Source organism: Cecembia lonarensis LW9 (genome assembly GCF_000298295.1).
Classification (GTDB): Bacteria; Bacteroidota; Bacteroidia; order Cytophagales; family Cyclobacteriaceae; genus Cecembia; species Cecembia lonarensis.
In genome coordinates, this window is the sequence record NZ_AMGM01000006.1 from 61,816 (window position 1) to 81,680 (window position 19,865).

Annotated in this window: 17 protein-coding genes; 3 read left to right on the forward strand and 14 right to left on the reverse strand. The window is 41.7% G+C overall.

All coding sequences use genetic code 11. From position 1 onward, the window contains the following. Positions 1–31 precede the first annotated feature (31 nt). The 8 genes from B879_RS03275 to B879_RS03310 form a co-directional block, all read right to left on the reverse strand. On the reverse strand, positions 32–949 hold the full coding sequence (locus B879_RS03275; RefSeq protein WP_009183716.1) for a ParB/RepB/Spo0J family partition protein: 918 nt from the start codon (positions 947–949) through the stop codon (positions 32–34). A gap of 11 nt (positions 950–960) precedes the next feature. Next, entirely contained in the window at positions 961–1,740 is a 780-nt protein-coding gene (locus tag B879_RS03280) for a ParA family protein (RefSeq protein ID WP_009183717.1), read from the reverse strand. An 8-nt stretch (positions 1,741–1,748) separates the two neighbouring features. Beyond that, positions 1,749–2,432 carry a metal-dependent hydrolase gene (locus B879_RS03285; protein ID WP_009183718.1) on the reverse strand — a complete coding sequence of 228 codons (684 nt, stop codon included), beginning with the start codon at positions 2,430–2,432 and terminating at the stop codon, positions 1,749–1,751. A gap of 204 nt (positions 2,433–2,636) precedes the next feature. Next, positions 2,637–4,439, reverse strand: a complete 1,803-nt coding sequence (gene yidC, locus B879_RS03290; RefSeq protein WP_009183720.1) for a membrane protein insertase YidC — start codon at positions 4,437–4,439, stop codon at positions 2,637–2,639. 103 nt (positions 4,440–4,542) lie between these two features. Further along, positions 4,543–6,162 carry a CTP synthase gene (pyrG, locus tag B879_RS03295; protein WP_009183721.1) on the reverse strand — a complete coding sequence of 540 codons (1,620 nt, stop codon included), beginning with the start codon at positions 6,160–6,162 and terminating at the stop codon, positions 4,543–4,545. Positions 6,163–6,260: 98 nt separating this feature from the next. After that, positions 6,261–7,559, reverse strand: coding sequence for a D-alanyl-D-alanine carboxypeptidase (locus B879_RS03300; RefSeq protein WP_009183722.1), 1,299 nt, complete (start codon positions 7,557–7,559; stop codon positions 6,261–6,263). Positions 7,560–7,563: 4 nt separating this feature from the next. Next, positions 7,564–7,938 (reverse strand): DUF423 domain-containing protein, encoded by a 375-nt coding sequence (locus tag B879_RS03305; protein ID WP_009183723.1) that lies wholly within the window; start codon positions 7,936–7,938, stop codon positions 7,564–7,566. 5 nt (positions 7,939–7,943) lie between these two features. Next, positions 7,944–8,615 (reverse strand): YggS family pyridoxal phosphate-dependent enzyme, encoded by a 672-nt coding sequence (locus B879_RS03310; RefSeq protein WP_009183724.1) that lies wholly within the window; start codon positions 8,613–8,615, stop codon positions 7,944–7,946. A gap of 49 nt (positions 8,616–8,664) precedes the next feature. Here B879_RS03310 and B879_RS03315 point away from each other — a divergent pair, with 49 nt between their 5' ends. From B879_RS03315 to purL, 3 genes are all read left to right on the forward strand, one after another. Continuing rightward, positions 8,665–10,215, forward strand: a complete 1,551-nt coding sequence (locus B879_RS03315) for a GH3 family acyl-acid amido synthetase (protein WP_009183725.1) — start codon at positions 8,665–8,667, stop codon at positions 10,213–10,215. Next, entirely contained in the window at positions 10,212–10,841 is a 630-nt protein-coding gene (locus B879_RS03320; protein ID WP_009183726.1) for a LysE family translocator, read from the forward strand. The genes B879_RS03315 and B879_RS03320 overlap by 4 nt, the downstream gene beginning before the upstream one ends. A 90-nt stretch (positions 10,842–10,931) precedes the next feature. Further along, positions 10,932–14,612 (forward strand): phosphoribosylformylglycinamidine synthase, encoded by a 3,681-nt coding sequence (gene purL / locus B879_RS03325; protein ID WP_009183727.1) that lies wholly within the window; start codon positions 10,932–10,934, stop codon positions 14,610–14,612. Between the two features lie 145 nt (positions 14,613–14,757). Here purL and B879_RS03330 read toward each other — a convergent pair whose 3' ends face one another. From B879_RS03330 to uppP, 6 genes are all read right to left on the reverse strand, one after another. Next, positions 14,758–15,828, reverse strand: a complete 1,071-nt coding sequence (locus B879_RS03330; RefSeq protein ID WP_009183728.1) for a CaiB/BaiF CoA transferase family protein — start codon at positions 15,826–15,828, stop codon at positions 14,758–14,760. Between the two features lie 53 nt (positions 15,829–15,881). Further along, positions 15,882–16,541, reverse strand: coding sequence for a 3-oxoacid CoA-transferase subunit B (locus B879_RS03335; RefSeq protein ID WP_009183729.1), 660 nt, complete (start codon positions 16,539–16,541; stop codon positions 15,882–15,884). A gap of 185 nt (positions 16,542–16,726) precedes the next feature. Beyond that, positions 16,727–17,431, reverse strand: a complete 705-nt coding sequence (locus B879_RS03340; protein WP_009183730.1) for a CoA transferase subunit A — start codon at positions 17,429–17,431, stop codon at positions 16,727–16,729. A gap of 32 nt (positions 17,432–17,463) precedes the next feature. Next, a complete protein-coding gene (locus B879_RS03345) occupies positions 17,464–18,393 on the reverse strand; it encodes a bifunctional riboflavin kinase/FAD synthetase (protein ID WP_009183731.1) in 930 nt (309 codons plus the stop codon). After that, the gene (gene truB / locus B879_RS03350; RefSeq protein ID WP_009183732.1) at positions 18,380–19,066 is read right to left on the reverse strand and encodes a tRNA pseudouridine(55) synthase TruB; all 687 of its coding nucleotides are present in this window, start codon (positions 19,064–19,066) and stop codon (positions 18,380–18,382) included. The genes B879_RS03345 and truB overlap by 14 nt, the downstream gene beginning before the upstream one ends. 1 nt (position 19,067) lies before the next feature. Beyond that, on the reverse strand, positions 19,068–19,862 hold the full coding sequence (gene uppP, locus B879_RS03355; protein WP_009183733.1) for an undecaprenyl-diphosphatase UppP: 795 nt from the start codon (positions 19,860–19,862) through the stop codon (positions 19,068–19,070). Between the last annotated feature and the right edge of the window lie 3 nt (positions 19,863–19,865).

Sequence of the window (19,865 nt, forward strand, 5' to 3'; positions counted from 1 at the left end):
GCGAATTGTACTTTTTGCCGTAGTCAAGGCTTTAAATGATATCTAGAATTTCAAGTATTCTATTCAGGTCATCAGCTGAACGAAAAGGGATTTTGATTTCACCTTTATGTTTACCGTCGGCTTTGAGCTGTACCTTTGTTCCAAAATGAGATGCCAGTCGCTGCTGAATCTTTCCTATTTCATATTTTTTAACAGGGTCAAGTCCCGCCACTTTTTCCGGGCTACTTTCTTCCGGACCGCTACTGAGGGCTTTAACAAGTGCTTCTACTTTTCTTACGCTGAGCTCTTCAGCTACTGTCCTTTTATAAATGGCCAACTGCCGGTCAATGTCTTCTATATTGATAATGGCACGTGCATGGCCCATGGAAATGACATTATCCCTAAGTCCAGCCTGAATGTCCGGTGGCAATTTCAACAGACGCAAATAATTGTTGACAGTAGTCCTGTTTTTTCCTACACGGTCACCAAGTTCTTCCTGTTTGAGGTTGCATTCGGCCAATAACCTTTGATAAGAATGGGCGATCTCTAAAGCATTCAGGTTTTCACGTTGGATGTTTTCAATCAGCGCCATTTCCAACATTTGTTGGTCATTGGCTGTCCTGACATAAGCCGGAACTTTTTCCAGACCTGCCATCTTTGACGCTTGGAATCTCCTTTCTCCGGAGATTAACTGGTATTCCCCATCTGAAAGCCTTCTTACCGTGATTGGCTGAATGATCCCTTGAACTTTAATGGATTCCGACAGTTCTTCCAGCGCTGTTTTATCGAAGTGTGTTCTGGGTTGATAAGGATTGACCTGTATTTCCGATAAGGCAATTTCGTAGATTCCCACCACTGGTTGAGAAGGTAATACATCCGTAGCTGGTTTTTTCTGAGGAGAGTCATTTAGAAGTGCTCCAAGACCTCTTCCCAGTGCTGGCTTTTTATTGGGTTGTTTTTTATCGGACATTATTCAATTTATCAATTTACCTTCTCCATTCCGTTTTTTGTCGCAATTTCATTGGCCAAATTTAAATAGGCCACAGCACCTTTTCCGTCTGCATCAAAAGCAATGACCGGAAGTCCAAAACTTGGAGATTCGCTTAACCTTACATTCCTGGGTATAATGGTATCAAATACCAGATCCTTGAAATGCATCCTCACTTCGTCCACTACCTGATTGCTTAACCTTAATCTTACATCATACATGGTCAGCAAAATACCTTCAATTTCCAGGTTGGGATTGAGTCTTGTTTGGATAATTTTGATAGTATTCAAAAGTTTTCCAAGTCCCTCCAAGGCAAAATACTCGCATTGTACTGGAATAATTACAGAATCTGCCGCTGTAAGTGCATTGATGGTAATCAAACCCAAGGATGGTGAGCAGTCAATGATCACAAAATCATAATTGTTTCTGATTTTGGCTATCACCTCTTTCATTTTTTCTTCCCGATTGTCAAGATTGATCATCTCTACCTCGGCACCCACCAAGTCGATGTGTGAGGGGATAAGGTCAAGGTTCTCTATTTCGGTTTTCAAAATGATGGATTCAATATCCGTACCATCTACCATACATTCATAAATGCTGGTATCGATATTTTTGGGGTCATGTCCTAATCCAGAGGTGGTATTTGCCTGAGGGTCAGCATCAATAACCAGTGTTTTAAACTCCAAGACGGCCAAACTCGCCGCTAAATTCATCGCTGTGGTGGTTTTTCCTACCCCACCTTTTTGATTGGCAATGGCAATTACTTTTCCCATTTTATTGTTTACAGGCTTACAGAGTCTCCAATATTAATTATTATCAGTTCCTTTCCTGCACTTTCGGCCGCCTTTTTTGCTGTCTCCAGGTCAATTTCTATGAAAGGAAAGGTACCGTAATGCATGGCAATTATTTTTTTTGTTCCCACAAAATCAGCAGCTTTTATAGCGTCATGTATTCCCATGGTGAAATTGTCTCCAATCGGAAGAAAAGCAAAATCTATTTTATATTCTTCACCGATCAGCTTCATATCATAAGTCAAAGCTGTATCGCCTGCATAATAAAATGTGCCTGCTTCATGTTGAATGACGAAGCCACCGGGATTTCCCCCAGAGCTGCCATCCGGTAAGGTACTGCTGTGTACGGCATTGACATATTTAACTTTGCCAAAATCAAAAACCTTACTTCCACCATGGTTCATGGGATGGTAATTTTTCACACCTTTTCCTGCAAACCAGACGGCTATTTCATAATTAGATACCAACATGGCATCGGATGATTTTGTGATTTTTTCTGCGTCAGCCACATGATCTTCATGGCCATGACTGATCAACACATAATCAGCACTGATGCTCGAAATATCGATATGAGAAGCTTTTTCGTTTGGACTGATAAACGGATCGAAGAGTATTTTTTTTCCAGCAACCTTCACCAAAAAGGAAGAGTGTCCAAAATATGTTATCTCTATCATACTGTTTCGGTCTTTTGGTTTTGTTAGCTTACAAATATAGGATTAATATCCAGTCTGTAAATGAATTATTATCCACAATATATTGTGGATTACTTTAATGCCTTGATTTTTACCCTGATAACCACTTTTAACTTTCTAGGCAATAAAACAAAAAAAATGACATAAAAAAAAGGCTGTGCTTCTCCTCGCACAGCCTTTTTTAAATTATTTTCTCTTTTTGTTGGCCTCAGCTGCTTTCATGGCATCTTCCAGTTTTTGTTGGAATTTTGATTTTTTCTTATTGACGTTCTTCTTTCTGTAGGCTTCGATTTTTTCTCTGATTTTGGCATCGTCTACAAACATCTTAATCAGCGCTTGCTGTCCGAAAGTTACCATATTTGAAACGAAGTAGTAGAAACTCAAAGCAGCAGGGAATGAGTTAAGAACAAACATAAAGATGACCGGCATGATATATCCTAAATTTTTCATAGGACCTGCCTGAGCTGTCAATTGATTGTTGAAATGGGTATAAGCAATCTGCGATATGGTCATCAAGATGGTGAATAAACTCACGTGGGCACCATAAAAAGGAATGGTGAAAGGCAACCAAATGATGGCATCATATGTAGATAGGTCATTTGCCCAAAGGAAAGACTCTTGCCTCAACTCAATGGAATTGGGGAAAAAGAAGAACATGGCAAATAGAAAAGGCATTTGGAACAACATGGGCAAACATCCGGAAATAGGACTTACACCAAGTTGTCCGAACAATTTCATTTGCTCTTGCTGCATTTTTGCAGGGTCTTCTCCAAATTTTTCCTTTAATTCATCAATTTCAGGTTTGATTACCCGCATTTTGGCCATTCCTATGTATGATTTGTATGTCAAAGGGAATAGGGCCAATTTAATAATCAGTACGATGAGGATAATGATGATACCATAGTTGTTGAAATACTTCTCAAGGAACTGAAATAAATTGACAATGATATATTTGTTCACCCAGCTCACAAAGAAATAACCCATGTCCACGTTATTTTCAAAGCCCGGTGTAATTCTTTTCAGGATGTTGTAATTATTGGGTCCGAAATAGTACTGCAACTCAGCCCTTCCATTTTCAAGTGGCATGACCAAGTTGGCCCGCATGTTTTTGATGGATAAGGTGTCATTTGGGATTTCCTGCCTGAAATTTGCAGTGTTGAATGTGTTTCCGGCAATAATGGCAGAAGTAAAAAACCTTTGGCTGAAGCTCATCCACTTGATAGGTTCTGTTACTTCTTCTTCTACAGAAGTTTTGGTAAGACTTAGGTCATCGTGAGAACCCGATGCCGTAAAGAAATTGATATTGGTCTTTCTTCTGGATTCTTCAATATCCCTCTCCTGTCTTTGTAATCTGTCATCCCAGAGGATCTGGATTTGATTATCCTTTAAGTTGTTATTAAGTCCAACAAATTCAATGTATTTGTCCAAGGTGTAGTTCCCATCTTTAAGGGAATAGGTCCTGGTAATCCTGGCATTTCCGGACTGCGCTGTAAAGGTCAGGACATTAGCAGTTTCTCCCTCAACGTCCATTGTGGATAAAGTAGGCGTGAAGAAAAATTGGTTTAGGCTCAGCGTACCTTTGTCCGTTTGGATCATATAATCCAGATCTGAACTGCTTTCATCCAATAACACCAAAGGTTTCTGCTCCCAGGTTTTAAATTCTTTCAATTCTACCTGTACAATTTCAGCTCCTTGGGTAGAAAATGAAACAATCATTTTATCATTTTCCAGGATTACGGTTTCGGTTGTGCCTTTGGTCATCGGTGCAAATACACCAAACTGCCTTTGGGCAATTATATCCTGAATACTGTCCGGTTCAACAAGTACTGGGGCACTTACTGGTTCCATCACATCCTCTTCCTGAACCTGTAAGGTGCTGGTTTGTGCTACTTCTTCCTCTACTGGCTCTGGTGTAGTCGCAAAGAATATCGAATACACCATCAGTACTGCTGCGAATAGGATCAATCCTGTCGCTTGGTTTCTATCCATAGAATTTACTTTATTAGGCTTTTCAAAAAGCGAAGGTGACACAAAGATTTGGACGATATCCAGAACATCTTCGCATTACCCTATGCTTTACCGGGCCGTAAAATTACTTTATTTTTTTATTTTCTATTGCTGCTGCTATAAATCGCACGAATAATGGGTGCGGATTTAGGACAGTACTTTTATATTCTGGATGGAACTGGGTCCCTACAAACCATGGATGTTCTTTTACCTCAATGATTTCTACCAGTCCTGTTTCAGGATTGATGCCAGATGGTACCATCCCATTATCTTCAATTTTTTGAAGGTATTTATTGTTGAACTCGTACCTGTGCCTATGTCTTTCCTGAACTTTGGATTTTCCATAAGCCTGTGCAGACCGGGATCCTTTTCGGAGTTCGCATGGATAAGCACCAAGTCTCATGGTACCTCCCAATTGATCCAGGTTTTTTTGTTCCTCCATTAAGTCAATGACAGGATGTTTGGTTTGTGGGTCCATTTCGGTACTGTTGGCTCCCTCAAGTCCTAAAACATTCCTTGCAAACTCAATTACTGCAACCTGCATTCCTAAACAAATTCCCAAAAAGGGTATTTTGTTTTCGCGGGCAAATTTAACAGTTTCTATTTTTCCCTCAAGTCCTCTTTCTCCAAAGCCAGGTGCTACCAATATGCCGTCTAAAGATTCAAACCTTTTGACAACATTATCTGCATGGAGTTCTTCCGAGGATATCAATTGCAGATTTACTTTGCATTCTGCAGCCGCACCGGCATGCACAAAGGCTTCAATGATGGATTTATATGCATCGGGCAGTGAAACATACTTTCCAATTAGACCTATATTCACCTCTTGGGTTGGGTTCTTTAATTTACCCAGGAAATCTTTCCACTGCTCCAGATCAATGTTGTTCTTATTTCCCAGCTTAAGTTTGGTCATTACCCTTTCATCAAGTTTTTCTTTCTTCATGAGCAAGGGGACATCATAGATGGTCTCTGCATCCATGGCTTCAATGACACAATTCAATTGGACATTACAGAACAGTGCAAGCTTCTTTTTCACTTCATTGGGCAGGGGGTGTTCTGTCCTACATACCAAAATGTCCGGTTGAATACCTGCTTCCAAAAGTTGTTTAACGGAGTGTTGGGTAGGTTTTGTTTTTAATTCTTTTGCTGCAGCTAAATAGGGGATAAGTGTTAAGTGGACAACCAGGAAATTATTCGCGCCTATATCCCATTTCGCTTGTCTTACCGCTTCTATAAAAGGTAAGGACTCAATATCGCCCACACATCCTCCAATCTCCGTGATGATTACATCATATTTACCTTCTTCACCCAGTTTGAAAAAATTCCTCTTGATTTCATCTGTAATGTGGGGGATAACCTGAACCGTTTTTCCTAAGTATTCACCTTTTCGTTCTTTGGTGATGACGTTGTTGTAAATTCTTCCTGTGGTCACATTATTACCTTGTGAAGTAGGCGCATTCAAAAAGCGCTCATAATGCCCCAGGTCAAGATCTGTTTCTGCACCGTCTTCAGTGACATAACATTCTCCGTGCTCGTAAGGGTTGAGTGTTCCTGGATCAATGTTCAGGTAAGGGTCGAATTTTTGGATGGTGACACTGAAACCTCTGGCTTGGAGCAGCTTGGCTAAAGAAGCTGCAATGATGCCTTTTCCTAATGAGGAAGTCACGCCTCCGGTAATAAAGATGTATTTGGTGGATGAAGCCATAAGAATGGAAGGATATTATTTTGTTTTAATTCTTATGGGATTCAAAGGTACGCGAAATATTTGATTTGACTTTTGCTTTCCTTAGATAATTTTGAAAATCAATAATGGGTTTTGATATACTGCAGCACTTTTTCCATTTCTCTGCGTATCTCGGAGGCCCTGTTGAGGTAATTGTTGTTCATAAAAGCGAAAGCATAATATTTACCGGAATCTGCCCTGAGGTAGCCTACCAAAGAGTGGTTATTGCTTATGGTACCTGTTTTGGCTATGACATACGGTCTTCGGGCAGCATAATTGTTTTTCAACGTCCCATTGATGCCTCCTTGCGGAAGAAGACGGAGTAACTCAGACCTGGGCATCATTCCGTCCAGTTTTGTCATCAAAGTAACCATAGTCCTTGGCGTGACAAGGTTATGCCTGGATAAGCCAGAGCCATCCACCCATCTTGGCTTGTCAGGAAAATCATCCATGTAATTTTTTTTGATGTAATCAATGGTTCTTTCCCCATTGAGTTCACCAAAAAGTGCATCGGAAACCATAAGAAGCAATTGCTCAGCAACGAAATTATCACTCTCGATAAGCACCTCTCTCCAAAGTGGCAGTAGGCTTCCTCCTTTAAAAACCTTGGCATGGGCAGGGGCCTTTCCTTTGACCAAATTGACAGGCTTACCCAAGGTTTCTTCCATGAGTTTTAAAGTGACCTCTTGATTGGTAATAAATGGAAGTGTAGAAAACTGATTGACATAAAGGCTGGGATTATAAAGGAAGTTATTTGAATTAAAATCCCGTTGTACTCCCCTGATCTCCTTATCTGTCCTTACAAGCATGGTTGAAAACAATGGAATATCAGGAACAGGTGTTCTGTTTCTATTGGTAAAAACAACAATATTGCCATGAACTGGGAATGCAGACCGTTCAGGGGAATATGCAAAATAATAATCATCCCACTGCCAACCGTAGCCAAAAGGGGTGTCCCTCCAATTGTCCAAAGAAAAATTTATGCGGTCAAAGGGCTGGAAAAACTCCCTCAGTTTGGGCTGGGGCAAAGGCCTATATTTCCAAGAAGGGTCTCCTGCACCCCAAATGGTCACTTCTTTGCCACTATTTACATACCTGAAAGTGATGGTACTGTCTTTTAGTACCAAGAGAGAGGCATAAAAAGTCAATAACTTGGTAGTAGAAGCAGGAATAAAGTTCATGTGACTGTTTTTTTCATACATCACCCATTGGCTGTCCAGGTCATAAAGCATGAAGCCTGTGAGGTGGTTATCAAAAAAAGAATTTTCTCCAAGGAGTTCATCCAGCCTTTCAAAGCGGCTCCGCAGGTCAATATCCTGACCAAAACTTTGAATGGAATAAGTAAAAATTAATAGTGTAATTAGAATTTTTGATTTCATGAGATCAGGACTTGGCAGCGAAAACGATAAAAATCCAACCTATAATGAAGGCAACTCCCCCAAAGGGAGTAATGGCACCGAGCCAGGTAATTCCGGATAGTGATAATATGTAAAGGGAACCCGAAAAGATTAAAATACCGATAAAGAAGGACCAAATGGATGCTTTTAACCACTTTCTTTCAGGTTGAAAGCCATGCCAAATCCCCAATATTAAGATAGCAAGGGTATGGTAAAAATGATATTTAACAGCAGTTTCAAAGGTTTCTGACCGACCGGTTGCTTCTAATAGGGGTTGCAATCCATGCGCTCCGAAAGCGCCAATGCCAACTGCCAATCCGCCCAATATTCCTGCTAATTGAATAAACGTTGAATTTTTCATCTTTATTAATAGTTCCTTTCGCCAAAAATAGCCGTACCAATTCGTACCATGGTGCTTCCCATTTCCTGGGCCACAAGGTAATCTCCACTCATCCCTATGGATAACTCCTGCATGACTACATTTTTTGGAAGCGTAGTGGGTTTCAGCACTTCAAACAGTTCTTGAAGTCCTTTGAATTCAGACCTGATTTGAGATGTATTATCCGTAAAGGTTGCCATACCCATGAGTCCTACAATCTTCACATATTTCAGGTCATTCAACTCTTCCGAAGCGAATAATTCTTTCAGCTCTTCTTCGGAAAAACCAAATTTGGTATCTTCCTGCGCTATGTGCACCTGCAGTAAACAGGTAATTGTACGATCATTTTTCTCTCCTTGTTTATTGATTTCCTTCAGCAATTTTAGTGAGTCTACCCCATGGATGAGGTGTACAAAAGGGGCGATGTACTTGACCTTGTTTCGCTGCAAATGACCAATCATGTGCCAATTGATATCTTTGGGCAATGCGTCATATTTTTCGGTCAGCTCTTGAACTTTATTTTCTCCAAAATCCCTGATTCCTACTTCATAGGCCTCCATGATTTCCCCGGCAGACTTCGTTTTGCTTACTGCAACTAAAAGACAATCGGGCGAAATGAATGTATTTTTTATCGCAATAAGGTTTTCTTTAATCGACATTCCTGTATTTTTGATTTATCAGTTTTGATTACAAGCAATAAACAAAGATATGGCGTTATTAGGTACATTGCTAAAAAAAGGCATCAGATTAAGGGAATCCTTGGAGCAGGAATATAGTAATCCTGCGGAACTTCAAAAGCAGGAACTCAAAAAACTTTTGATTCAGGCAAGAAACACTGCCTTTGGGAAAAAACACCGTTTTGACTTGATACTAAAGGAGTTTAAAAAACCCAATAAAGATTTTTATCGCGCATTTTCATCCGTAGTGCCTACTTATAACTATGAAAAAATATATAATGAATGGTGGTACCGACTGAAAGCAGGTGAAAAAGATATCACCTGGCCCGGTGCTATTCGGTATTTTGCGTTGACTTCAGGTACTTCAGGTGCTTCTTCCAAATACATTCCCATCACCCAGGACATGGTGAAGGCCATTCGTAAAACAGGCGTCAGACAAATTCTATCTCTTTCCAAATACGATTTACCGGATTCATTGTTTACCAAGGGAATTTTGATGCTGGGAGGTAGTACGGATCTGGATTTTAATGGCACCTTTTTTTCGGGGGATTTGTCCGGCATTACCACGGGTAGATTGCCCGTATGGTTTCAGCAGTTTTACAAACCAGGTAAAGCCATTTCCAAGAATAAGGATTGGGGAGAAAAGATTGAGCAGATTGTGGAAATTGCTCCTAAATGGGATATAGGTATCATTGTCGGGGTGCCGGCTTGGTTACAGATTTTGCTCGAAAAGATCGTTGAAAAATATCAGGTGAAAACCATTCATGACATATGGCCTAACCTGATGATTTTTGTCCATGGAGGAGTGAGTTTTGAGCCTTACAAAAAAGGGTTTGAGCAATTGCTCGCCAAGCCTTTGATTTACATGGAAACCTATTTGGCTTCAGAAGGCTTTTTGGCATTTCAGGCACTTCCCAATAGGAGGACCATGCGCTTGGTGTTGAACAATGGTATTTTTTATGAATTTGTACCTTTCAATGAGGAGAATTTTGACGAAAACGGAGAACTGAAAGAGGGGGCGAAAACATTTAAGATAGATGAGGTTGAGGAGGGGGTAGATTATGCCCTTCTGATCAGTACCTGTGCCGGCGCATGGCGGTACCAGATTGGGGATATGATTCGCTTTGAATCCAAATCGGAAAGTGAAATTCTGATTACAGGAAGAACCAAGCATTTCTTGAGCATGTGCGGTGAACATCTTTCTATGGACAATATGAACAGGGCCATTGAATTAGTTGCGGAGGAAATGAATTTGAATATCAGGGAATTTACCGTTTTGGGATTGCCACACGGGTCTTTGTTCAGACACCATTGGTTTGTAGGCACTGACGATAAAGTTAAACCAGAGGATTTGATGGGTCGCATAGACGCCTACCTGAAGGAATTGAATGATGACTACATCACGGAGCGTAAACATGCTTTAAAAAAGGTAGACTGTACAGTGGTCAGTCCCAAAATTTTCTATGACTGGATGAGGGCCCAAGGCAAAGAGGGCGGACAAAATAAATTCCCAAGGGTATTGAAGGGCGATAAAATGGAAGATTGGCTGCTTCACTTAAAAAATAACCAGATTAATTTATGATGGAAGCATTAGGGGAGGGTATAACCATGGGGCTTTTATTGTCCGTCATGGTTGGCCCTGTTTTCTTCACCTTGATCCAAAATAGTATTGCTTTCGGGTTCAAATATGCCGTTGTCCTTGCCGCAGGAATTTTAATGAGCGACTTTGTATATGTTCTTATTACTTATTTTGGCATCAGTCTATTGACCCAATTTCCCAATTTTGAATGGTATTTGGCAATTTTTGGGGGTGTAATACTGATAGGTTTTGGCCTGAGTTCTTTTTTGAAGAAAACCAAAGACAGGCCTATTACCGGAGGGTTACCCCTTGGCAAATCCAGCAAGAGCACTGCCTTTTTTAAAGGCTTTGGCATCAATGGGGTTAATCCTTTTGTATTGCTTTTCTGGATCTCCATAGCTGGTCTGGTAGCGATCAATGATAATTATGATCGATTTGATATTGGCGTCTATTATTTAGGGATTTTGGTTACTGTATTTTGTTTTGACCTGCTCAAGGCTTTTATAGCCAAACAACTCCAAAGCTACGTAACACCTAAAGTGATGATTTTAATGAATAAAATAGTGGGTGTTGTGCTCTTACTCTTTGGAGTAAGGCTATTCTGGCATGCATTTTCTTTACCTGCATAAAAGCCCCAATTATATTCCTGATTTGAGTTTTCAAACATTCAGGCAATTCCCTACATTTGTGCACGACAAAAAGGCTACAAAAAACAGCACATGATCCTCTTTTTCCAATCTCCCCAAAGCCTGGTATATGCAGTTCAGGCAAATCATCCCATTGCAAAACAAGACATTGAAAAACTGACCTGGCTTTTTGGCGAAGCCCAGCAGGTTCCATCAGACAAGGTTTCCGGGAAGTTTGCAGGTCCAAGAAAAGAAATGATCACCCCTTGGTCTACCAATGCTGTGGAAATCACGATGAACATGGGGATTCAAGGTCTGCAACGTATAGAAGAATATTATCCACTAGGAGCAGATGATAAAATTGACCCGATGCTCCAAAAAGAATATGATGGCCTTAACCAGCAAATATTCGATATACATCTTGATCCGGAGCCCATCATAGCTGTAGACGACATCAAAAATTACAATGAAAAGGAGGGACTGGCTTTAAGTGAGGAAGAGGTAGCTTATTTGGAGGGGGTAAGTGAGCAACTTGGAAGACCGCTGACAGATTCAGAAGTTTTTGGATTCAGCCAGGTCAATTCAGAGCATTGCAGGCATAAAATTTTTAACGGTGTTTTTGTCATTGATGGAGAGGAAAAAGAAAAAACACTTTTTCAGTTGATTAAAGAGACCTCAAAAAAGCATCCTAACAAAATTGTCTCGGCCTACAAAGATAATGTAGCCTTTATCGATGGGCCAAGGGCCCAGCAATTTGCACCTAAAACTCAAGATAAGCCTGATTATTTTGAACCAGAGACTATCGAAACGGTAATTTCCCTAAAAGCAGAAACACACAATTTCCCTACCACAGTGGAGCCATTCAACGGTGCTGCTACAGGTTCAGGTGGTGAAATCAGAGATAGACTTGCAGGAGGCACTGCCTCGATTCCGCTGGCAGGAACGGCCGTTTACATGACCTCTTATCCCAGATCTGAGGCCGGAAGAAGCTGGGAAAAGAATCTACCCGAGCGAAAGTGGTTGTATCAAACACCGATGGATATTTTGATCAAAGCATCCAATGGTGCCAGTGATTTTGGTAATAAATTTGGACAGCCACTGATCAGTGGCTCTGTTTTGACTTTTGAGCATGAAGAGGGAGGGCAAGTCCATGGCTTCGATAAGGTAATCATGCTGGCTGGTGGCATTGGTTTTACCAGAAAAGAATATGCCAAAAAGAATGACCCCAGCAAGGGTGATAAGATTATCGTCATGGGAGGTGATAATTACCGCATTGGTATGGGGGGTGGTGCCGTTTCTTCTGTGGCGACCGGTGAATTCAGTAATGCCATTGAATTGAATGCGATTCAGCGTTCAAATCCTGAGATGCAAAAGCGGGTCGCTAATGTAATCCGTGCTATGGCAGAAAGCCATGAAAATCCCATCATTTCCATTCATGATCATGGTGCCGGTGGACATTTAAATTGTCTTTCAGAGTTGGTGGAGAGTACAGGAGGTACCATTCACTTGGATAAATTACCGGTGGGTGACCCAACCCTTTCTGCCAAAGAAATTATTGGTAATGAGTCCCAGGAAAGGATGGGACTGGTTGTGCATGAAAAGGATGTTGACACCCTTAAGCGAATTGCTGAAAGGGAGCGTGCACCTTTTTACGTGGTAGGAGAGACCACTGGAGACATGCACTTCAAGTTTGAAAATAAGCAGACCGGAGAAAAACCGGTGGATTGGAATCTGGCTTATATGTTTGGCAGTTCGCCCAAAACCGTTTTGGAGGATAGTCCGGTACATACAAAATACAATAATCCTCAATATAGTCCTGATCACCTGAAATCCTATATTGAGGAGGTGCTCCAATTGGAGGCGGTGGCCTGTAAGGATTGGTTGACCAATAAAGTTGACCGTTCTGTAACAGGTCGGGTGGCCAAGCAACAGACCACTGGTGAAATCCAATTACCGCTGAATAATGTGGCGGTGATGGCTCTGGATTTTACAGGAGAAAAAGGTATTGCCACTTCCATAGGCCATGCGCCTGTGGCAGCATTGGCCAATCCGGAGGCAGGATCAAGATTATCCATTGCTGAGGCATTGACCAATTTGGTTTGGGCACCGATCACAGATGGTTTGGCAGGGGTTTCCCTCAGTGCCAACTGGATGTGGCCAGCTAAAAATCCAGGTGAAAATGACAGGCTTTATCGGGCTGTACAGGCCATTTCAGATTTTGCCATTGAATTGGGTATTAATGTTCCTACCGGAAAAGACTCCTTGTCCATGACCCAAAAGTACCCGGGAGGAAAAACTGTTTATTCTCCGGGAACGGTCATTATCTCTACGGTTGGGGAATGCGCCGATCCTCAAAAAGTTGTTTCACCTGATCTTAAGCCAATTCCGGGATCTAAGGTCTACTATATTGATTTTTCAAAGGACAGTCCTAAATTGGGAGGTTCGAGCTTTGCGCAGACCCTCAATACGATAGGAGATGAAATTCCCGATGTGTTGGATAGTCAATATTTCAGCACTGCTTTTATGGTTGTTCAAAAACTGATCGAAAAGGGAGAAGTGCTGGCAGGCCATGATATTTCTTCCGGTGGATTGATTACCGCGCTTTTGGAAATGTGCTTTCCATCCACACAGGTTGGATTGAAGGTAAAAACCGATCGCCTGTCAGAAAGCGATTTGGTTAAGGCACTTTTTGCAGAAAACCCAGGGGTATTGATTCAAGTGGGCAATATTGAACGTACAAGGGCTGTTTTGGAAAACTACGGAATTGACTATACCTCCATTGCAGATGTGAACCTGGAAGGGAAGTTATCCTTAGAAAGTACAGGTTTGGAATTGGACGTGGCTGAAATGCGTGATACCTGGTTCAGATCTTCCTATTTGTTGGATAAACAGCAGAGTGGCGCAGCTTTGGCTGCGGAGCGCTTTGAAAATTACAAACTACAACCGCTAATTTATAAGTTTGGTGAAAACTGGGCAGGTAGTTTGGATAGCTTTTCTTTGAACCCTTATCGTAGGGAGCCTTCCGGCAAACGTGCGGCCATTATCCGAGAAAAAGGTGTGAATGGAGACAGGGAGATGGCTTATTCACTTTGGTTAGCCGGATTTGATGTAAAAGATGTACACATGACCGACCTGATATCCGGTAGGGAAACGCTTGAGGATGTACAGATGATTGTTTTTGTGGGTGGTTTTTCCAATTCTGATGTTTTGGGTTCTGCCAAAGGCTGGGCAGGTGCCTTCCTGTACAATGAAAAAGCTAAACAGGCCTTGGATAAATTTTATGCCAGGAAGGATACCTTGAGTTTGGGTGTTTGTAATGGCTGTCAATTGATGGTTGAATTGGGTCTGGTGGCTGCCGAACATGATGAACGACCAAAAATGCTCCATAACGCCAGCCACAAGTTTGAATCTGCTTTTGTCAATGTGAATATTCCTGAAAATGATACCGTGATGTTGAAGAGTCTTTCCGGTCAGCGCCTGGGTGTCTGGATAGCCCATGGTGAAGGTAAATTCCACTTACCTCAACCAAAGGAAGCTTACCATATTGGCATGACCTATTCCTATGCTGCTTATCCAGGTAATCCTAATGGGTCAGATTTTGCGGTAGCGGGTATAGCCTCTGCTGATGGCAGGCATTTGGCCATCATGCCACATATTGAGCGCTCTTTAAAGCCTTGGAACTGGCCGAATTATCCTTCAGAGAATCAAGAGGATGAAATTACGCCATGGGTGGAGGCTTTTGTAAATGCCTTTAGGTGGGTGAGTGAGAGGTAATAGAGATGAGAGACGAGAAGCGAGAGGCGAGATTTTAGAAACAAGAAACAAGAAAATGTGGGATTTCGGAAGTCGAATTTCGAAAGAAAAAGAAGTTCATCGTTAACGGTTAACGTGTTAACTGTTAACATTGAAAGTTAAAGGATTATCCCATGATCTTAAAAGCTACAGTTTTAACCCTTTTAGTGGGTTGTCCTTCCATATCTTCTTCAAGGATCAAACTGCTGTCTTGCTCTTCTTCGAAAACTTCCTTCATGTCTTTGATTTGACCGAAAGGGACCTGATTTTCCAATAACAATGGGACCCATTGGGAGGATGGTTTTTTAAGGAAAGCTTCTTTCAAATATCGAGTTAATGCTGTTCTATGTTGTACACGGAAAGTATTGGTTTCAAATCTGGAATCAGTAATCAGGGCCGAAAGGCCTAGTAGCTGGCATAGTTTTTCAAATTGCCTGTCACTACCGACGGCAAGTACCAGCCATTTACCATCCGCACAAGTAAAAGTTTCCCCATAAGGAGCAATATTGGGATGCAATGAGCCTATTCTTTGGGGAATATGTCCATTCATCAGCCAGTTAGAAGCTTGATTGGCCAGCGCAGTGAGTCCCGCCTCATACAAAGAAACACTTACTTTCCTTCCTTTTCCGTCAATTGCGCTTTCTAACAAAGCACAGAGTATGCCTTCTTTCAATTGATGGGCTGCCATAATATCAATCATGGCCAAGGGCATTTTCAGGGGAGGGGAGTCAACTTCCCCGTTCATCGCCATGTAACCCGTTTCCGCCTGAAGGACTACATCATAAGCCACCCTTGGATCGTTATCCGCAAAACCAATAATCTCAGCATAGATCAATTTAGGGTTTACCTTGGATAAGGTGTCATGGTCGAATTTGAGTTTTTGTGCATCCCCTGGCTTGAAGTTAAGCAGGACAATGTGTGCTGTTGCTATCAATTCAATTACTTCCTGGTAATCTTCTTGATTCTTGAGGTTTTTGAAAATGGATTTTTTTCCAAAGTTTGCAGCTGCATAGTAGGCAGAAACTGGGTGTTGCTGATTTTCTTCAGGAAGTTTCCACTGTCTTGTGACATCTCCTCCGGTTACTTTGTTTTCGACTTTTATCACTTTAGCGCCCAATTCTGCAAAAAATGTACCTACAAGGGGGCCTGCGAGTACGCTTGAAAGTTCAACGATTTTGAGGTTTTGGAAGCTTTTCATAAACCCTAATTAAAAAAAATCCTGCTTTTGGCCAAAAACAGGAATTTTTCATTTCAATCAAATGTCATTTCCGGAACTTCCCCTTCAATTACGAGCCTTCCTTCTGTTTTGCTTTGGATTTCCTCTACACTTACACCAGGGGCCCTTTCCAAAAGTTTGAACCCACCTTCTGGAAGGATTTCCAAAACAGCCAGGTCAGTCACTACCTTTTTGACACAACGCAGCCCTGTTATGGGTAGTGCACACTTTTTCAATAGCTTGGACTGTCCGTCCTTGCTGCAGTGCTGCATGGCCACAATGATATTTTCAGCTGATGCCACCAGGTCCATTGCTCCCCCCATACCTTTGACCATTTTACCAGGAATTTTCCAATTGGCGATGTCTCCGTTTTCTGATACTTCCATTGCTCCTAAAATTGTCAACTGCACATGTCCACCCCGGATCATCGCAAAAGACTCCGCAGAATTGAAGAGTGAAGAACCTTTGAGCATGGTGATGGTTTGCTTACCGGCATTGATCAGATCAGGATCAATTAGGTCTTCAGTAGGGAAGGGGCCAATGCCCAATAATCCATTTTCAGACTGTAATACTACATCTAAATTGTCAGGGATATAGTTGGCGACCAAAGTGGGGATTCCGATGCCTAAGTTGATGTATTGTCCGTTTTTTACCTCTTTGGCTATTCTTTGGGCTATTTGGTTCTTATTCAGCATTGTTTTCGGTTTTTTATTCTTTTTCTAGAAATTTATTGCCTATGGGTAACTTCCGAAATTCTTGTTTCTTTTCTCTTGGTTCTATGTTTTTATTTTTCCAGCCCTGCAACCTGGCTCCTCGCTAAAAAGCTATCAAAATAGCTTTTTATAACGCTCGGCCCTCTCTTGATTCTTGATTCTAGTCTCTAGCTTCTTTCTCCAGTCACCGTCCGTTGCTCTATCCTTTTCTCATAATCTATACCCTGGAAGATCCTTTGCACGTAAATGCCGGGTGTATGGATCTGATTTGGGTCTAAATCTCCTGCGGGCACCAGTTCTTCTACTTCTGCGATAGTAATTCTACCTGCGGCTGCCATCATGGGGTTGAAGTTTCTGGCTGTACCTTTGAAGATCAGATTACCCGCGGTATCTCCCTTCCAAGCTTTAACAATCGCAAAGTCTGCCTTTAACCACCTTTCCATAAGGTATAATTTTCCGTCAAATTCCCGAAGTTCCTTTCCTTCTGCTACTTCTGTACCCACACCTGCTGGGGTAAAAAAGGCGGGTATGCCTGCACCTCCTGCCCTTACCCTTTCAGCCAGTGTTCCCTGAGGAATTAGTTCTACTTCCAGTTCGCCTGAAAGCAACTGACGCTCAAACTCAGCATTTTCTCCCACATAGGAGGATATCATTTTTTTGACCATCCGTTTTTTCAACATAAGTCCTATGCCAAAATCGTCAACACCAGCATTATTGGAAATGCAGGTAAGACCTTTAATGTCCCTTTGCAATAGGGCATCAATGCTGTTTTCAGGGATTCCGGAAAGACCAAAGCCTCCTAGCATAAGAACGGCACCAGAGGGGATGTCTTTAACAGCCTCTTCAGCATTTGCCACTGTTTTGTTGATCATAGAAAAGTTATTTTTGGGTTATAGATTTTATATCAGCAGGCAAGGAGCCTAAGAGCCGCTTCTTTATCCTGCTGGAGTTGTCCTTTTAATTCATCGAGATCAGAAAATTTAACTTCTGGCCTTAGGTAAGCTTTTAATTGGACAGCTATTCTTTTGTCGTAAAGGTCTCCATCAAAGTCAAACAAATTCACTTCTATGGTCTGACTATTACCATTTACGGTAGGTCTGTTTCCAATGTTGAGCATACCCTGATGGGTTTCCCCTTCCACATTGGCTGTCACGGCGTAAGCGCCATCACATGGTATCAATTTATAATCATGCGGAATATGTATATTGGCAGTAGGAAAACCAATGGCCCTTCCCAGTTGCTGTCCTTTGATGATTATCCCGTTTAGCTCATATGGCCTGCCCAGGTATTCATTGGCCACCTCTACTTTTCCCTCCTCCAATGCCTTCCTTATTTTCGTGCTTGAAACCCCCACATTATCCACGTCTTCCCTGGAAATTTCTTCCAGCTCAAAACCAAAGTGATGCATATTGGCCTTCAGGTAGTCAAATCCGCCTTCCCTGTTTTTACCAAAGCGATGGTCATATCCTATGACCAATTTACGGGTTTTAATGGTATCTACGAGTATTTGTTGGATAAATTCGGCCGAACTCAGTGCGGCAAATTCTTTGGTAAATGGTATAGTAAGGAGGTGATCTATGCCAAAATCTTTCAGTAATTTGGTTTTCTCTTCAAATGTGGTCAGCAGCCTCAGGTTATGCTCATTGGGATAAAGCACCAGCCTAGGATGTGGCCAAAATGTAATGAGTATGGTTTCTCCGCCAATTTCATCGGCAATGGTTCTGATTCTTTTTAATATTTTTTGATGCCCTAGGTGCACACCATCAAACGTACCACTGGTGACTACCGGATTGTTTACCTTCCCAAAGTGGTCCGTTCCCTCATAAATTCTCATGGGGTCTTGTTTTGATTTTTGTGATCAACTCATCTAATTGCTCTGCTTTTTCCAACTCGAAAGCTCCTATCCTGGTTCGGCATAGGGCTGAAAGATAAGCGCCAACTTCTAATATTTCTCCAAGATCTCTGGCCAGGCTGCGGATATAAGTGCCTTTGGAACAAACTACCCTGAAGTGTACTTCAGGATTTTCAAAACCGGTAATTTCAAATTCTGAAACTGTCACAGGCCTTGGGTCAAGTTTGACTTCCTGACCTTTTCTTGCCGCTTTATATACCCTTTTTCCATCTACCTTGATAGCGGAGTGTGCCGGTGGGATCTGCATGATCTCTCCTGTGAGTTGTACTGCTGCGTTTTTAATATCCTCTAATTTTAAGTGAGATGTATCTGCTACATCTATTACTTCTCTTTCGAGGTCGTAACTTTCTGTGGTTTTACCCAGAACAAAAGTGCCGGTGTATTCTTTTTCCTGACCCATGTAGGTTTCAATGGATTTGGTTTTTTTTCCTGCACATACGATCAGAAGCCCTGTGGCCAGCGGGTCTAATGTGCCTGCATGTCCCACTTTTTTGATTTTTAGGGCATTGCGGATTTTTTTGACCACGTCAAAAGATGTCCATTCGTAAGGTTTGTCCACTAAGAACACTTCACCGTAGGCTGTTTTTTCCTCCATTCTACAAATATACACCAGAGAAAATGGCAATCAGTCCCACTATGGTACAATAGATGGCAAAATAAGTGAGTTTGCTTTTACGAACCAGTGCAATCATCCAGATACAGGCTAGGTAACCGGAAATAAAGGCTGCGATGAAACCTACAGCCAAGTAACCGAAAGTATCTTCGGTGAAGACAAGTCCTCCATCAAGGATGTCTTTTGCTATTTTTCCGAAAATCAGGGGTACTACCATTAGAAATGAGAAACGGGCAGCTTTATTTTTATCAATCCCAAGAAGCACCGAAGTAGAGATGGTGGCTCCTGAACGGGAAATTCCAGGTAACATGGCCACTGCTTGGGCCAGGCCTATGATGACTGCATTTTGAAAAGTGACTCCTTTTTCTGTGTTTTTAGCTTTATCTGCTAAGAACAATAAAAGTGCGGTTACCAGTAACATGCTGCCTACGAATACTATTTTTCCGCCAAAAAACTGTTCCAGTTGCTCCTCAAAGAAAAGACCTACAATAACTGCCGGTATCATTGATACAATGATTTTTACAGAAAACTGAGTTTCTTGATTCCAATCTTTTCTGAAAAGTCTTGTTAATATTTCCACAATATCTTTTCTGAAAACAAGAATCGTGGCCAAAGCAGAGGCAAAATGCAGGACCACCGTAAACATCAGGCTTTCCTCAGGAAGCCTGTCATTTCCCAATAAAGCCGCACCAAGTTCCAGATGACCACTTGAAGAAACAGGCAAAAATTCAGTCAGTCCTTGGATGATTCCAAGGATGAATGCGTCAAGAATTTCCATGAA

Excerpts from the sequence above, each read along its gene's own strand:
- B879_RS03275 (WP_009183716.1), bottom strand. The coding sequence starts at position 949 with ATGTCCGATAAAAAACAACCCAATAAAAAGCCAGCACTGGGAAGAGGT.
- B879_RS03280 (WP_009183717.1), bottom strand. The coding sequence starts at position 1,740 with ATGGGAAAAGTAATTGCCATTGCCAATCAAAAAGGTGGGGTAGGAAAA.
- B879_RS03285 (WP_009183718.1), bottom strand. The coding sequence starts at position 2,432 with ATGATAGAGATAACATATTTTGGACACTCTTCCTTTTTGGTGAAGGTT.
- yidC (WP_009183720.1), bottom strand. The coding sequence starts at position 4,439 with ATGGATAGAAACCAAGCGACAGGATTGATCCTATTCGCAGCAGTACTG.
- pyrG (WP_009183721.1), bottom strand. The coding sequence starts at position 6,162 with ATGGCTTCATCCACCAAATACATCTTTATTACCGGAGGCGTGACTTCC.
- B879_RS03300 (WP_009183722.1), bottom strand. The coding sequence starts at position 7,559 with ATGAAATCAAAAATTCTAATTACACTATTAATTTTTACTTATTCCATT.
- B879_RS03305 (WP_009183723.1), bottom strand. The coding sequence starts at position 7,938 with ATGAAAAATTCAACGTTTATTCAATTAGCAGGAATATTGGGCGGATTG.
- B879_RS03310 (WP_009183724.1), bottom strand. The coding sequence starts at position 8,615 with ATGTCGATTAAAGAAAACCTTATTGCGATAAAAAATACATTCATTTCG.
- B879_RS03315 (WP_009183725.1), top strand. The coding sequence starts at position 8,665 with ATGGCGTTATTAGGTACATTGCTAAAAAAAGGCATCAGATTAAGGGAA.
- B879_RS03320 (WP_009183726.1), top strand. The coding sequence starts at position 10,212 with ATGATGGAAGCATTAGGGGAGGGTATAACCATGGGGCTTTTATTGTCC.
- purL (WP_009183727.1), top strand. The coding sequence starts at position 10,932 with ATGATCCTCTTTTTCCAATCTCCCCAAAGCCTGGTATATGCAGTTCAG.
- B879_RS03330 (WP_009183728.1), bottom strand. The coding sequence starts at position 15,828 with ATGAAAAGCTTCCAAAACCTCAAAATCGTTGAACTTTCAAGCGTACTC.
- B879_RS03335 (WP_009183729.1), bottom strand. The coding sequence starts at position 16,541 with ATGCTGAATAAGAACCAAATAGCCCAAAGAATAGCCAAAGAGGTAAAA.
- B879_RS03340 (WP_009183730.1), bottom strand. The coding sequence starts at position 17,431 with ATGATCAACAAAACAGTGGCAAATGCTGAAGAGGCTGTTAAAGACATC.
- B879_RS03345 (WP_009183731.1), bottom strand. The coding sequence starts at position 18,393 with ATGAGAATTTATGAGGGAACGGACCACTTTGGGAAGGTAAACAATCCG.
- truB (WP_009183732.1), bottom strand. The coding sequence starts at position 19,066 with ATGGAGGAAAAAACAGCCTACGGTGAAGTGTTCTTAGTGGACAAACCT.
- uppP (WP_009183733.1), bottom strand. The coding sequence starts at position 19,862 with ATGGAAATTCTTGACGCATTCATCCTTGGAATCATCCAAGGACTGACT.